The organism is Acinetobacter sp. C15, from assembly GCF_013420645.1.
Taxonomy (GTDB): domain Bacteria; phylum Pseudomonadota; class Gammaproteobacteria; order Pseudomonadales; family Moraxellaceae; genus Acinetobacter; species Acinetobacter indicus.
Genome location: NZ_VOXR01000055.1, coordinates 1 through 14307, shown reverse-complemented (window position 1 = coordinate 14307; position 14307 = coordinate 1). Strand labels below are relative to the sequence as shown.

Here is a 14307-nt window from a genome sequence, read left to right as displayed (position 1 = left end):
GGCAAGGTTTAGCGGATGTACAACTTGCGACACTCAACTGGGTAGATTGGTTCAATAAAGAGCGTGTACACAGTGCACTGGGTTATGTATCACCTTTTGAGTTTGAAGCAATGTACTATGATAAGATTAACCCGTTAGGTCAGGTGGCCTAACTTAAATAAAAAAGTCTCCGACAAACCCGGTACGGTTCAGAACAGACTTCTGAGTCGATTATTTGCTTAGTTAAATTTAGGAAGGAATGATTATTATTGAGATGATGGTTGGTAGTAATTTTCAAAATTAGGATTTCCCTTAAACCGCTTATATCCCCACATATATTCAGCAGGAAAGCGGTTGATCATTTGCTCTACCGCTTTATTTAATGCAGTTGTCGCAACTTCTATATCTCGATCATAAAGTTCAGGATCATTGAGATCATCACAGTAGACCTCAAAACCTTCACCATCCTCTCTACGGAAACAACTTAATCCCACTAAGCGGCATTGAGTTTTTTGTGCCATTTTGCTGGCTAAAGTACTGGTTAAGCAGGGAATTCCAAAAAAAGGAACCACGACACCACCAGAGGGTTGAGGGACATGATCAGGCAAAATCACGCTGAATCCACCTTGCTTTAGGTTTTTAAACAGTGCTTTTACCCCATTGGCATCAGTAGGAACCAGTGTTGCATTGAGCCGCTGGCGGGCATGTAAGGCAAAGGCATTAAAACCACTATCTTTCATGGGTTTATACATAATAGTCGGGGTGCCATATTGGTTTACCCACGCATTCATCATTTCCCATGTACCCAGATGTGGAGTAATAATCAGTGCACCTTTCGGGTCTTTTAGCGCATTCGTCAGGACTTCTAAGTTATGCACAGTATGGATTTGCTGGATACTCCATTCGGGAGGCATAGCCCAGCATTTTCCAGACTCAATATAACTGAGACATTGTTTGGTGACGCTTTCCCGTGCCAATTGTTCTTTTTGTTCTGGGTTAAGTTCTGGATAGGCGAGAGCAATATTGACGCGGGTTTTCCACAGCATACTTTTACTAGGATTTTGATTGATAAAGTAGGCTGCCACTTTTGCGATACTACGCAAAAATGTTAAAGGTAGAATACGTAGTAGGGTAATGTAAAACGACATGACCATCAGTCTTGCTTATCGGTATTGCCCTTGAGCACCATATAGATCAGTGCCACAAAAATCAGAAGTGCACCTGCAAGGCTGCTGATACAGAAATATAGAATACGTTGATTGGTGGTCATATTGAAAAGTTCATTGGCGAGGATGTAACGCATAAAGAACCACTGAGCCAGTGAAAACACAATAATTACAATCGTGTGTCGACGTACATCAGGACGCATTGCCATAAGACTGACCTCTCAATAAAAAGCAGCCTATTATGCCACTAGCAGACATGATCGCAAAGTAAAACTCGAATATAAAAAACCCTGCATCAAGCAGGGTTCCATTGCATCATAAACCTAAAGTTTATTTTTCTTCAGCTTTTGCTTTTTCGCGTAAACGAATACCAAGGTCACGCAATTGATTTGCTTCAACTGGTGCTGGTGCTTGAGTCAATGGACATTCAGCCGTTTTGGTTTTTGGGAAGGCAATCACATCACGAATAGACGATGCACCTGTCATCAACATCACCAAACGGTCTAAACCAAATGCCAAACCACCGTGCGGAGGCGCACCGTATTTCAACGCATTCAGTAAGAAGCTGAATTTCTCTTCGGCTTCTTCTTCTTCAATACCTAAAGCTTCAAAAATTGCTTTTTGCATTTCTAAAGTATAAATACGCAGTGAGCCGCCACCAATTTCAGTACCGTTCAACACCATATCATAGGCAACAGATAAAGCTTCACCTGGGTTGCTCTTCACATCTTCAACGCTTGATTTTGGCAAAGTGAATGGGTGATGCACAGAGGTCCATTTACCATCCTCAGTTTCTTCAAACATTGGGAAATCAACCACCCAAAGCGGTGCCCATTCGCAGGTTGCAAGGTTCAAATCGTGACCGATTTTGACACGTAGTGCGCCCATCGCATCGTTGACTACTTTGGCTTTATCTGCACCAAAGAATACGATGTCACCATTTTCAGCGCCTACACGTTTTAATAAATCAAGCACGATTGGCTCAATAAATTTCACGATAGGAGATTGTAAACCTTCGATGCCTTTTTCAAGCTCATTGACTTTAATATACGCCAAACCTTTCGCACCATAGATGCCTACAAATTTAGTGTATTCATCAATTGCACTACGTGGCAATGAACCCGCGCCAGGAACGCGAAGCGCGACAATACGACCTTTTGGATCTTTCGCAGGGCCAGCAAATACTTTGAACTCAACGTCTTGCATCAAGTCTGCAACATCTACCAATTTCAGTGGAATACGCAAGTCTGGCTTATCAGACGCATAATCTCGCATCGCTTCTGAATATGGCATACGTTGGAATTTGTCGAATTTCACGCCTAGAAGCTCATCGAACATCTTCACGGTCATGCCTTCCATCAAATCCATAATGTCATCGTCACTCATGAACGATGTTTCAATGTCGATTTGAGTGAATTCAGGCTGACGGTCTGCACGCAAGTCTTCATCACGGAAACATTTTGCGATTTGGTAATAACGGTCAATACCACCCACCATCAACAATTGTTTAAATAATTGTGGCGATTGTGGCAGCGCATAGAAGCTACCGTTAGATACACGACTTGGAACCAGGTAGTCACGTGCACCTTCAGGCGTTGCACGAGTCAAAATTGGAGTTTCAACGTCTAGGAAACCGTTGTCTTCGAAGTAGTTACGAATCAGGTTGGTCAGTTTAGAACGGAAACGTAAGCGATCTAACATTTCTGGACGACGGATGTCCAGGAAGCGGTATTTCAGACGGATTTCTTCAGAAATATTGGTGTTTTCATCATTCAGTGGGAATGGAGGCGTTTCAGATTGAGCCAGCACTTCAATTTCTTTGCCCAATACTTCAATCTGGCCACTGACCATATTGGCATTTTCAGTACCCGCATAACGGCGGCGTACACGGCCTGTAATTTTTAATACGAATTCAGAACGAGCTTTATCTGCTGTGGCAAACGCTTCTGGGGTATCCGGGTCGATAACCACTTGTACCAGACCATCACGGTCACGCATATCCAGGAAGATCACCCCACCGTGGTCACGGCGACGATGTACCCAACCACACAAGGTTACGGTTTGGTCGATTTGAGCTTCGGTTAAAGAACCGCAGTAATGAGTTCGCATCATAGCGTAAAAAATCCAACTATATGGGTTAATGACAGCGCATACGTAAACAGCGTACCGCTTGAAGTAAATGTTGGATTATGCCTCTTTGCAGGTTTTGTCACAAGAACTAGCGTGAAAAACCCGGCAATTTCCTGTTATTTCGAGTTAACCGAACTCATGATTGCGGTCCAGAATCTGAAATAAAATACAGCCCGTGGTTAAAATGATTAAGGCACCCTGACTAAACTCATTAAAAGTCCGGCCCAGAAAATAATAACGATGGCTATACCAGAGTTCATCACTGAAATAGCGGGCATAATCCCAGACCGAATAAGCACCTAGCAAAATAGCCAGACCAATCAGGATCGCTGCCGCTTGTTTGACCCGTCGGCTCACTGGCCAATGCTGACGATAGCGCTGATAATAACGCCAGCACATCCACAGCAAAAACGGCAGGGCCAGAAGCGAACTGCCAATCTGCAAAATAAAATGCAGTGGATAGGTCTGGGAGAACCAGGACACCGGCTGGTTTAAAAAATCATGAAAGGCAAAAGTGCGAAAGTCGAGGTGAGTTAAACCATCCCAAATTAAATGGGTGGCATTGCCCAGCAATAGCCCGAGGACTACCGCAAGCAAAAAACCAAGGGCCGACTTGAACGAGTCCAGATTGAGCTCATGTTGTATGCCTAGCGCCCGATACAGCACCGGACGATAAATCAGATACCACGCCGCACAAAAAGCCAGACCCAGCCATAAATTTGGATGAACAATTGAACTCCATAAATGATTCAAGCCGCCCTGATCGGTGGTAAATAAACGGCTTAAATCGGGCAGCATACAGCCAATAGCGAGGGCCGCAATGGGAAGACGATGACCTGTCAGCTGGGCAATAGGGGGTGCTAAAACTGCATGAGATAAGGTAAAGGGCATACAGGCGTAGACAATAAAAACGGAAAAATCCGCGAGGCCCTATAGCTTAACCAAGCAAAGATGAATTTTATGTTTTTTATTGCAAAACAGTTGAAATGTTATATTATAACATTATTCAAATTTGTTACTCTGAGCCTGAGTCATGTCCTTCCATAAGAATTTAATAACACTGTCTATTTTTGCTGTTGTGACCCCTGCAGTTTTTGCAGATGAGGCGAATCTATCCAATGCACAGCAACTTGAAACCATCCAGCTAAAGGCCCATCCTCTGGTTCAGACTGCAGCGGACTTTGCGGTAGCAGATCAGGTGGTGGAACAGAAAGTATTGGCTGAACGCCCAACAACCATTGGTGATGCACTGGCTGATGAACTGGGCGTGTATTCAAATCAGTACGGCACAGGTTCAAGCCGTCCCGTGATTCGTGGTCAAGATGGCCCGCGTGTCAAAGTCTTACAACACGCATCTGAAACTGCTGATGTATCGACTTTATCTCCAGACCATACAGTTACAGTAGATCCAATTCTGGCAAAACAGGTTGAAGTGATTCGTGGTCCATCGACTTTACTCTATGGTGCCGGTACCGTGGGTGGCTTGGTCAATGTAACCGATCAGAAAATTCCAACCCAAATGCCAGCAGATGGCTTAGAGGGCACCGTCGGCGTGCGCTATAACTCGGGTAGCGATGAGAAGCTGGCCAGTGCGGGGGTAACAGCAGCAATTGGTGACAACTTTGCCTTACGTGTAGAAGGCTCCAAACGTAAAGCAAATAACTATATTACGCCGGATTACTGGGTAGAACATCATAATGATGAAGCTGGCCATGAAGATCATGATCATGGACATGATGCTGAAGAAGAACATGAAACACATTTTGATAAAGCCCGTCGTGTAGACAATACCTTTGCAGAAGGGCAAACCGTGAATATTGGCGGCTCATGGATTCATGACCGTGGTTTTGTCGGGGTGTCTTATAGCAACCGTCAGGACAAATACGGTTTACCAGGGCATAGTCATGAATATCATGGTTGTGGGCCAGATCATGACAATCCGAATATAATTGAATGTCCTCCTCACGATGATCATGGTGATGACCATGCGCATCATGGTGGTCCATGGGTCGATCTGGAATCACACCGTTATGACGTCCGTGCTGAGCTGGACCAGCCATTTTCCGGCTTTGACAAGTTACGTGCCCATGCCAGCTATACCGATTATGAACATGACGAGCTGGAAGAAAATGAAGTCATCAGTAACTTTAAAAATAAAGGTTATGATGCCCGTTTAGAATTGGTACATAAACCAGTCGCCGGTTGGGAAGGGGTCTTTGGTACCCAATATAGTCAACAAAATATTGATTTATCCGGTGAGATGGTTCCACATGATGATCATTTTCATGAATCAGTCTTAATGCCAGATACTAAAACGGAAAAATATAGCCTGTTTGGTTTAGAACATAAGCAGTTTGGTGATGTGCATGTGGAATTGGGTGCACGTGTAGAACATCAAAAAATTGATGTAGATTCAACTCAAAAAGACTATTCGGATACCGGTGTTTCAGGTTCAGCAGCAGCCAATTGGCAGTTTGCTCCAAACTATAAGCTTTCTGTGGTTGGCTCGCATCAGCAACGTTTACCACTGGCACAAGAGTTGTATGCGGACGGTATTCACTTTGCCACCAATACCTATGAGCGTGGAAATGAGGATCTGGATGTTGAAAAGTCAAATAACCTTGAGTTAGGTCTGCATTATGAAGGTGCGAAACTCGACTATCATGTGCATGTTTATCACAACTGGTTTGATAACTATATTTATGGCTCAACAACCGACAGCGAAGGAACATTCCGTCTAGTTGATTATAAACAAGACAAAGCCCGTTTCTACGGTACAGAAGCGCAGTTAGGCTATGCCATTAACGATGCTTATAAAGTCAGCCTGTTTGGTGACTATGTGCGTGGCAAAATTGATGGTGAAAACGCACCGCGTGTACCAGCAGGCCGTTTAGGTACCAAAGTAGAAGCCGATTTTGCTGACGGCTGGTCAGGTCTGGCAGAGTACTATCATGTCTTTAAACAGGACCAGATTGCCAGCTATGAACAGGAAACCCAAGGCTATAACATGGTCAATGTCGGTCTGGCTTATGCAGGTGCCATGACGAATAACCAGGACTACCGCGTGTTCTTTAAAGCCAATAACCTGCTGGATGATCAGGTTTATTCACATACCTCATTCCTGTCCAACATTCCGCAAGTGGGCCGTAATTTTACCGTTGGTTTAGAATATAACTTCTAAGCAAAACTTAAATTTATTGCCAAAATCAAGAGGATGTCACGGAAATCCTCTTGAAAAAAGCCTGAAGAAAACCTAGCCTGAGCTGATTGGGTTAGGTTTTTTCTTATGCGTATCTTTCAACGAATTCACAATAAACTGAACTGGTCACCACGGCGTTATCTGGGCGTGATGATGGGCCTGCTGGCGTTAAGCTATTTATCCTCGGCACTGTATCACACCTATAAGCCCTTACCGGATGGTTTGAATTATGCGGGACCGCTACGTCATGCCGAAGTCAAATTTCTGGCCGATCAGACCTATCTGGATGCACAGGGCCAGCAGCATTATGATCATCAGATTTTTAATGAAATGCTGCGGCTGATTGATGAAGCACAAAGTTTAATTGTGCTGGATATGTTCCTGTTTAATCCGCAAACCGGGGCATCACAGGCCCAGCATCAACCGCTCAGCCAGCAATTGACCGATGCGCTGATTCAAAAACGCCGTACCCAGCCGGATATTGAAATCAAGCTGATTACCGATCCGATTAACTCTGTTTATGGCGGCCTTGCGCCAGAGCATTATCGGCAACTGCGCCAGGCCGGAATTGATGTGATCGAAACCAATTTAACTCCGCTACGCGCTTCCAATCCGATGTGGTCCGGGTTCTGGTACATCTGCTGTCAGGGCATCCGCAATAATCCGGATGCCGGCTGGCTGGCTAATCCGTTTGGTGAGGGTAAAATCACCCTGCGCAGCTATTCCGAGCTGCTGAATTTTAAGGCCAACCACCGTAAAACCATTGTGGTTGATACCCCGGACGGCTGGGAAGCTCTGGTCACCTCAATGAATCCGCATGATGCCAGTTCCCATCACTCCAATGTGGCGCTGGTGGTCAAAGGCAATACCGCGGTAGATATTCTGAAAACCGAGCAGTCGGTGGCGCTCATGTCCGGCAGCAATATTCCCGGGGTGATTGTCGGTGAGTTTCAGGCCGCTGCTACTGAACCGCAGGTGCAGGTGCTGACTGAAAAAGCCATTTATGATGCGACTTTAAACCTGATTAATAGCGCCAAAGCCAATGAACAGGTCGATCTGGTGATGTTCTATCTGTCCGAGCGCCAGATTATCAAAAGCCTGCTTGCAGCCCATGAGCGTGGGGTGAAATTGCGGGTGCTGCTCGATGCCAATAAAGATGCGTTTGGTCTGGAAAAGAATGGCGTACCGAACCGGCCAGTGGCAGCAGAATTACATCAGGCCGGCATTCCACTGCGCTGGTGTAATACCCAAGGCGAGCAATGTCATAGCAAAATGCTGATCAAGCGCAATGCCCAGCAACAGGAGATGATTTTAGGTTCGGCCAATTTCACCGCACGGAATTTAAAAAATTATAATCTGGAAACCAATTTACGCGTGTTAGGCCCGGCTCAAGCTCAGGTGTTTCAAAATGCTCAGCAGTATTTTGATACCGCCTGGTCAAACTTAAATGGCCGTCAGATGAGTGTGGATTATGCCCAGTATGCCGATGAATCGACGCTGAAATATGGACTGTATCGTTTGATGGAATGGAGTGGCTGGTCGACGTTCTAACCTCCCTCATTCCAAGCTTCTGTTTGGGAGCCGTGGCTTCTGCTTATAAGAGAGCTGGAAGAATTAGTTTTCTTCCACCTTGTAAGAAAGGGTTAAAAAGAAGCGATTTTCCCCTTCCTTGCAAGAGAGCTAGGAACAATAGCTTTTCCTTCTCCTCGTAAGAGAAGGTTAGGGATATACGCTTTTCCTTAACCTTCTAGGAGAGAGTCAGGGAGAGGTCAGTACTAAGGTTTAATGCTTAGTTTTGCCCCGGATTCGGTGGTACCAGTTCATCCAGATCTTTATCAGACAGCTCATCCAGCTCGCTCAGGTCGGTTTTAATTTTCCACTGGCTTTCATCTTCAACCGGATTCGGCAAACGCGCTTCCAGCCAGTCGCAGACCACATCGGGCGGGAAATCGGCATGATTACACTGGATCACCCAAGACAGGAAATCTTTGGCTTCACCATTCATATAAGGTGGTGGCGATACCGGTAAAAACTGCGTTGGCAAACGTTCATTCTTGGAAATATAGTTCAGCACATGACCCAGTTCCTGTACGGTTTGCCAGGCCAGTGGGTGTGCTACATTAATCTGAAATTTAAACCACCATGCCTGAGCACCATCTGTGCCATAGGCATCGATCAAGTTTTTTTGAACACTGGGTACTTTGCAGAAATATTCATAAAGACGATCAAAACTTAAATCAGACACAAGCATGAACCTAGTATGAAAAAAAGCGAGTGTAGCATAAAAGTAGGCCATTATTTTCACTGAGAAATACGGCCGATCTACCGCCATTCATCTAAAAAACTTGTATAAAGCATGCATGTTCATTTTTTATCCTTAATCCTGTTTTATAGTAAAATCAATAGGCTGATGTTTGGGAGTCGGGTAGTGAAAAGAATACAAGCAGGTTTATGGTTAGGCATTGGATTGTCTGCCATCTCGACATTATCGCTGGCCGATACCAATCGCTGGGCCAGTTATCAGGGTGTGGAGCGAAAATCGCATGCGCAGCATTATCCACAGCATCGCCCGTCTTATCCGCAGCACAGGCCACCACAATATTATCCGCCCCGTCCGCAATGGGGCCATCAACCGGTACGTCCGGGCATCAGTATTCAATATCAGGCGCCCACCACCATTTACCAGAATTCGCAAAGTTATAGCTGGGTCAATGGTGACCCGAATGTGGCCCGGATTGAAAGCAGCACGCAGACCATCATTACTGACTGGCGCCATTTAGGTTTGCCAGCTCCGCCAAATGGCAGCTACTGGATTTATGAAAATGGTCGTTATATTTTGGTGCCAAACCGTTAGATCATCCGGAGCGCTCCAGCGCTAAGGAAAACTATTTGAACCAAACTGATGATCCGGTGAATCTTCACTCAAAAATCAGCGCGCCGTAGTGGGATCCAGGCGCGCTTTTTGTTCTTCAGATTTGAATGATGGACGTGATTTTGGTGTTTAGGCCAGTTCATCATCTTCCGGGCGTGGGGTCTTGCCTTGTGGCAACGGTTTTTCACTGTGTTTATCCCGAATTACCGATGGATAATTCCAGGAGGCAAAACGTACCACCAGAATCGCAAAGGCTAGAATCAGAATCGAACCGGTAATAATTACTAGGTCAATATCCGCTTTATGGTCGTGCTGGATATCGGAAATCAGCAGCCGGGTCAGGGCGGTAATGGCAATATAAATCAGGAAGCGTACTGGCATGTGGTTGGTTTTAAAGTAAATACCCACCATGGCACCGAGCTCCAAATAAATGAACAGCAGTAAAATATCATCAATCGTGGCATATTGTTTGACGGTCAGAATATCGACCACAGTATGGCCGGCCGACCAGATCACCATACAGCCAATCACGAACAGGGCAATATAGTGAAAACTTTCAACGGCCAGATTACCCAACCGGTCGAGGAGGGTTTCTATTTTTTCTACTTTGGGGTGCCGTGCTGTCATATGCTCCTCCTGATTCTGCTGAATGAATAAGAAAAACTTATGCAAAAACTGTGCACAACTACAGGAAAAGTGGTGTAAAAACAGCAGGCAAACATGGATGCTATAAAAAAACGCCTGACAGTGCAGGCGTTTTTGAGAGATAAAAAGCTTAAGCCTGATGAGTGAAATAATCTTCCGAGAATTTCATGATCACATCAGAACCGGCTTTGATACGGGTAATTCGCATTTCCAGCTCTGGCAGAATACGTTGTACAAAGTACAGACCCAATGCCAGCTTGTTCTGATAGAACTCACCCTGTTTGGCCTGTGCCGCTTGGGCAATACGGGCAAACATATAGGCAAAGCTGAGCAGACCAACCGCGTGTAAATAATCGACCGCTGCGGCATTCGGGAATTCCGCATTTTCAGACGCCGCATTCAGAATGTATTGTGTTACTGATTCGACTTCTGTGGCTGCATCTAAGGTCGCATCTTTAATGAAGTTCAGATCAGCATCTAACTGGTTGGCAAAGTCACGGATTTCAGCAATATATTCTGCAATATAGGCACCCTGACATTTAATGGTTTTACGGCCAATTAAATCTTGTGACTGTACGCCATTGGTACCTTCATAAATTTGTGCAATACGTAAATCACGTACACATTGCTCCATGCCCCATTCACGGATATAGCCATGACCACCGAAGCACATTTGCGCATCCAGTGTTGCCTGGAAAGCGGTATCGGTTAAATAGGCTTTGGCAATAGGCGTTAGCAGCGCCACACGGTCATTGGCTTTTTTCACCGCGTCTGCATCAGTCGAGAATTTGGTGATGTCCAGCTGTTGGCCGACATAGACTGCAAAGGCACGTGATGCTTCGTTGTTGGCACGCACATTCAAGAGCATACGACGTACATCGCCATGTACTAAAATGCTGTCAGCCGGTTTGTTTGGTGATTGTACACCTGAAGCGCTGCGGCCCTGTAAACGGTCAGTCGCATATTGTGCTGCATTCTGGTAAGCAAATTCAGAGGCGCCTAAACCCTGAATACCCATTGACAGACGTTCATAGTTCATCATCACGAACATGGCTGCCAGGCCTTCGTTTTCTTTACCGACCAGATAGCCTTTGGCACCATCAAAGTTCATGACACACGTGGCAGAGGCTTTAATCCCCATTTTGTGTTCGATAGAGCCTGGGCCAACCGGGTTACGTTCACCGAGTGAACCATCGGCATTGACCAGGAATTTCGGTACGATAAACAGCGAAATACCGCGTGAACCGGCAGGTGCATCTGGGGTTTTGGCCAGTACCAGGTGAATGATGTTTTCAGCCAGGTCATGATCACCACCGGTAATAAAGATTTTGGTCCCGGTAATGTTATAGCTGCCATCTTCGTTGCGTTCCGCTTTGGTTTTAATAATCCCCAAATCGGTACCGGCATGTGGTTCAGTCAGACACATGGTGCCAGACCATTCACCTGAATAAATTTTTGGTAAATAGGTTTCTTTTTGTTCCTGAGAAGCATAGCTGCTCAGCGCCATACCCGCACCAACTGACAGCAGTGGATACAGCATGAATGACGGGTTAGTAGCAAAAATCATTTCATCCGACAGAACGGTCAGCATTTTTGGCATGCCTTGACCGCCCCATTCTTCATCGGCACCCAGGCCAATCCAGCCGCCTTCGGCATATTGCTTGAATGCTTCTTTAAAACCGGCCGGTGTAGTTACGCTGCCATTGTTATATTGGGCACCTTCTTCATCACCAGTGCGGTTTAAGGGCAGGGTAACGTTCTGGGTAAATTTGGCCATTTCTTCAAGAATGGCTTCTGCGGTTGCAGCATCGAGGTGGGCGAGATTTTCGTTATTTTGCCAGAATTGTTCTGCTTGGAAGACATCATTCAGGATGAATTTCATATCGGCAAGCGGTGCGTTATAAATTGGCATAGTTCATTTCACCTGTTTCTTGTTTATTCATAGTGATCAGGTCAGTCTAAACGATGAGATTTCAATTGATTAGACGACGAAAGGTTAATATAGCGCGATAAATAGAGAAAAAGGACCGCCAACAGCTGGCCGTCCTTTTTACATCCATTACAAGTTACTACACATCACGTGCATTAGAAGGCAAAGTGTTCAGCATCAAGTGCCATCAATGGATCCAGGCCAGTCGCGATTACGTCAACATGTGAGCGTACACGTGGCAGGATCTTCTTGAAGTAGAAGCGTGCAGTGGTTACTTTGGCATTGTAGAAGTCGACATCGGTAGTACCCGCAGCCAAGGCTTCTTGTGCAACCAGTGCCATACGTGCCCATAGATAAGCCAGTGTCACATAGCCAGAGAAGTAGAGGTAATCGACTGCCGCAGCACCGACTTCTTCAGGGTTTTGCATCGCACGCATACCAATTTGCATGGTCAGGTCGCCCCATTCTTTGTTCAGTGCGGCCAGCGGTTCAACAAACTCTTTCATGCCGGCATTGTCTTTGTTGGCTTCTGCGAATTTGTGAATGATCTTGGTGAAATCTTTCAGCATCGCGCCTTGTGTACCCAGAACCTTACGGCCGAGCAGGTCAAGTGCCTGAATTTCAGTGGTACCTTCGTACAGGCAAGAAATACGCGTATCACGTACAATCTGCTCCATACCGTGCTCGGAAATAAAGCCGTGACCACCAAACACCTGTACACCGTGTTTTGCAGCTTCTGAACCGGTTTCGGTCAGGAAGGCTTTGGCAATTGGTGTCAATAAAGACAGGATGTTGTCGGCAAATTTACGGTCTTCTTCCTCAGCAGCCTGTTCAACCACATCTGCATATTGAGCCAATAGGTAAACCAGCGCACGGCCACCTTCAGCAAATGCTTTTTGGGTCAACAGCATGTTACGTACTGCTGGATGCACAATAATCGGATCGGCTTCTTTTTCTGGCGCTTTTGGACCAGACAGTGAACGCATAGCCAGACGGTCTTTTGCATACGCCAAAGCACCCTGGAATGAAGATTCAGATGCAGACAGACCTTGTACTGCAGTACCGATACGCGCCGTGTTCATGAAAGTGAACATACAGTTCAGACCACGGTTTTCAGGTCCAATCAAGTAACCTTTGGCGTTGTCAAAGTTAATCACGCAAGTCGCGTTACCGTGAATCCCCATTTTGTGTTCGATCGAGCCACAACGCACTGCATTACGCTCACCGATTGAACCATCGGCATTCAGGTTGAATTTCGGTACGATGAACAGTGAAATACCTTTGGTGCCTTTCGGTGCGCCTGGTAAACGCGCCAGAACGATATGGATGATGTTCTCGGCCATGTCGTGCTCACCGGCAGAGATAAAGATTTTCTCGCCAGAGATTGCATAGCTGCCATCCGCATTTGGTTCTGCTTTGGTGCGGATAATACCGAGGTCAGAACCGGCATGAGATTCGGTCAGACACATGGTCCCGGTCCAGACACCTGATACCAGATTTGGCAGATAGGTATCTTTTTGTTCTTGCGAACCGTGGTGCTCAAGGGTACGTACTGCACCATGAGACAGACCCGGATACATACCCCAAGCCCAGTTTGCGGTACCGACCATTTCAGAAATGGTAATGCCCAGAGAGTTTGGTAAACCCTGACCGCCGTACTGTTCTTCGGCAGATAAAGACGGGAAACCCAGTTCGATATATTTTTGATACGCTTCTTTAAAGCCAGTCGGCGTGGTGACTACACCATCGTTCCAGGTACAGCCTTCGCGGTCGCCCACTTGGTTTAAAGGAGATAATTCATTTTCACAGAAGTCAGCAGCAGCTTCTAAATATTGGTCAACCAACTCACGGCTTACGTTTCCAGAGAATGCAGGGAGTTTTGCATAATGTTCTTCAGCATTTAATAATTCATGCAAAACAAATTGCATATCACGTAGTGGCGCTTTGTATTGTGGCATATCGGGTTCCTCAATACTGGTTTAACCAGCGGTTATAATCCTAAATCAGTGAGTTCACGCACCTTCACAGGCGCATCTTGAATGTTTTAATCGTGCAACATCTTCTAATTGGGTACAAGCATTTCAATGGCTTTTCTTGGTGACTGTAAAGTCAAAGATTTTTAACTTGAAATAGCTAAGTGTATTGAGTGTAAACAGATTTATCGGTATAGGAAGTGGATAAATAGTCAAAAACGTAAACAGATATGTCCAATAAAAAAGGCGCACCATGCACACTGCTGTCCCATAGTTTGCTTTAAATAAAAAACCTGAGTCCTAACAGTTAAAATATGAGTGCAAACAAACACTTTAACGACCAGGATTCAGGTTTTGTCACATCAGAATACCGTATTTCATGAGCTAATTAAACCTGTTGTGCGACAGGATTT

12 protein-coding genes are annotated in these 14307 nt (G+C 45.6%); 4 read left to right on the top strand and 8 right to left on the bottom strand.

The window, feature by feature from the left end:
• Positions 1 to 152: integrase core domain-containing protein (locus FTT63_RS13755; RefSeq protein WP_180192426.1), on the top strand; the 152-nt coding region annotated here is incomplete at its 5' end.
• A 93-nt stretch (positions 153 to 245) separates the two neighbouring features.
• Here the strand turns inward: FTT63_RS13755 and FTT63_RS13750 are convergent.
• The 4 genes from FTT63_RS13750 to FTT63_RS13735 form a co-directional block, all read right to left on the bottom strand.
• Complete coding sequence (locus tag FTT63_RS13750; RefSeq protein ID WP_163141251.1) at positions 246 to 1127, bottom strand: lysophospholipid acyltransferase family protein; 882 nt, start codon at positions 1125 to 1127, stop codon at positions 246 to 248.
• A 5-nt stretch (positions 1128 to 1132) separates the two neighbouring features.
• Positions 1133 to 1354: a hypothetical protein gene (locus FTT63_RS13745; protein WP_004675553.1), complete on the bottom strand. Its 222-nt coding sequence runs from the start codon at positions 1352 to 1354 to the stop codon at positions 1133 to 1135.
• 121 nt (positions 1355 to 1475) lie between these two features.
• Positions 1476 to 3257 carry an aspartate--tRNA ligase gene (gene aspS, locus FTT63_RS13740; protein ID WP_180192425.1) on the bottom strand — a complete coding sequence of 594 codons (1782 nt, stop codon included), beginning with the start codon at positions 3255 to 3257 and terminating at the stop codon, positions 1476 to 1478.
• Positions 3258 to 3401: 144 nt separating this feature from the next.
• The gene (locus FTT63_RS13735; RefSeq protein ID WP_180192424.1) at positions 3402 to 4166 is read right to left on the bottom strand and encodes a DUF4184 family protein; all 765 of its coding nucleotides are present in this window, start codon (positions 4164 to 4166) and stop codon (positions 3402 to 3404) included.
• Between the two features lie 142 nt (positions 4167 to 4308).
• Here FTT63_RS13735 and znuD point away from each other — a divergent pair, with 142 nt between their 5' ends.
• Both znuD and FTT63_RS13725 read left to right on the top strand, forming a co-directional pair.
• Positions 4309 to 6456, top strand: a complete 2148-nt coding sequence (gene znuD, locus FTT63_RS13730; RefSeq protein WP_180192423.1) for a zinc piracy TonB-dependent receptor ZnuD — start codon at positions 4309 to 4311, stop codon at positions 6454 to 6456.
• A gap of 105 nt (positions 6457 to 6561) precedes the next feature.
• On the top strand, positions 6562 to 8025 hold the full coding sequence (locus FTT63_RS13725) for a phospholipase D family protein (protein WP_180192422.1): 1464 nt from the start codon (positions 6562 to 6564) through the stop codon (positions 8023 to 8025).
• A gap of 238 nt (positions 8026 to 8263) precedes the next feature.
• On the opposite strand, the gene FTT63_RS13720 is transcribed toward FTT63_RS13725, so the two are convergent.
• Entirely contained in the window at positions 8264 to 8719 is a 456-nt protein-coding gene (locus tag FTT63_RS13720; RefSeq protein ID WP_005180018.1) for a hypothetical protein, read from the bottom strand.
• A gap of 183 nt (positions 8720 to 8902) precedes the next feature.
• Here FTT63_RS13720 and FTT63_RS13715 point away from each other — a divergent pair, with 183 nt between their 5' ends.
• Entirely contained in the window at positions 8903 to 9328 is a 426-nt protein-coding gene (locus tag FTT63_RS13715; protein ID WP_168383306.1) for an RcnB family protein, read from the top strand.
• A 147-nt stretch (positions 9329 to 9475) separates the two neighbouring features.
• Here FTT63_RS13715 and FTT63_RS13710 read toward each other — a convergent pair whose 3' ends face one another.
• The 3 genes from FTT63_RS13710 to FTT63_RS13700 form a co-directional block, all read right to left on the bottom strand.
• Positions 9476 to 9973, bottom strand: coding sequence for a phosphate-starvation-inducible protein PsiE (locus FTT63_RS13710; protein ID WP_005180016.1), 498 nt, complete (start codon positions 9971 to 9973; stop codon positions 9476 to 9478).
• Between the two features lie 148 nt (positions 9974 to 10121).
• Positions 10122 to 11903, bottom strand: coding sequence for an acyl-CoA dehydrogenase C-terminal domain-containing protein (locus FTT63_RS13705; RefSeq protein WP_075168331.1), 1782 nt, complete (start codon positions 11901 to 11903; stop codon positions 10122 to 10124).
• A gap of 173 nt (positions 11904 to 12076) precedes the next feature.
• Complete coding sequence (locus FTT63_RS13700; RefSeq protein WP_075168330.1) at positions 12077 to 13879, bottom strand: acyl-CoA dehydrogenase C-terminal domain-containing protein; 1803 nt, start codon at positions 13877 to 13879, stop codon at positions 12077 to 12079.
• Between the last annotated feature and the right edge of the window lie 428 nt (positions 13880 to 14307).

What these genes read in the sequence shown, in the direction of transcription:
- FTT63_RS13700 (WP_075168330.1), bottom strand. Translation starts at nt 13,879, where the DNA reads ATGCCACAATACAAAGCGCCACTACGTGATATGCAATTTGTTTTGCAT.
- FTT63_RS13750 (WP_163141251.1), bottom strand. Translation starts at nt 1,127, where the DNA reads ATGTCGTTTTACATTACCCTACTACGTATTCTACCTTTAACATTTTTG.
- znuD (WP_180192423.1), top strand. Translation starts at nt 4,309, where the DNA reads ATGTCCTTCCATAAGAATTTAATAACACTGTCTATTTTTGCTGTTGTG.
- FTT63_RS13735 (WP_180192424.1), bottom strand. Translation starts at nt 4,166, where the DNA reads ATGCCCTTTACCTTATCTCATGCAGTTTTAGCACCCCCTATTGCCCAG.
- FTT63_RS13725 (WP_180192422.1), top strand. Translation starts at nt 6,562, where the DNA reads ATGCGTATCTTTCAACGAATTCACAATAAACTGAACTGGTCACCACGG.
- FTT63_RS13710 (WP_005180016.1), bottom strand. Translation starts at nt 9,973, where the DNA reads ATGACAGCACGGCACCCCAAAGTAGAAAAAATAGAAACCCTCCTCGAC.
- FTT63_RS13745 (WP_004675553.1), bottom strand. Translation starts at nt 1,354, where the DNA reads ATGGCAATGCGTCCTGATGTACGTCGACACACGATTGTAATTATTGTG.
- FTT63_RS13705 (WP_075168331.1), bottom strand. Translation starts at nt 11,903, where the DNA reads ATGCCAATTTATAACGCACCGCTTGCCGATATGAAATTCATCCTGAAT.
- aspS (WP_180192425.1), bottom strand. Translation starts at nt 3,257, where the DNA reads ATGATGCGAACTCATTACTGCGGTTCTTTAACCGAAGCTCAAATCGAC.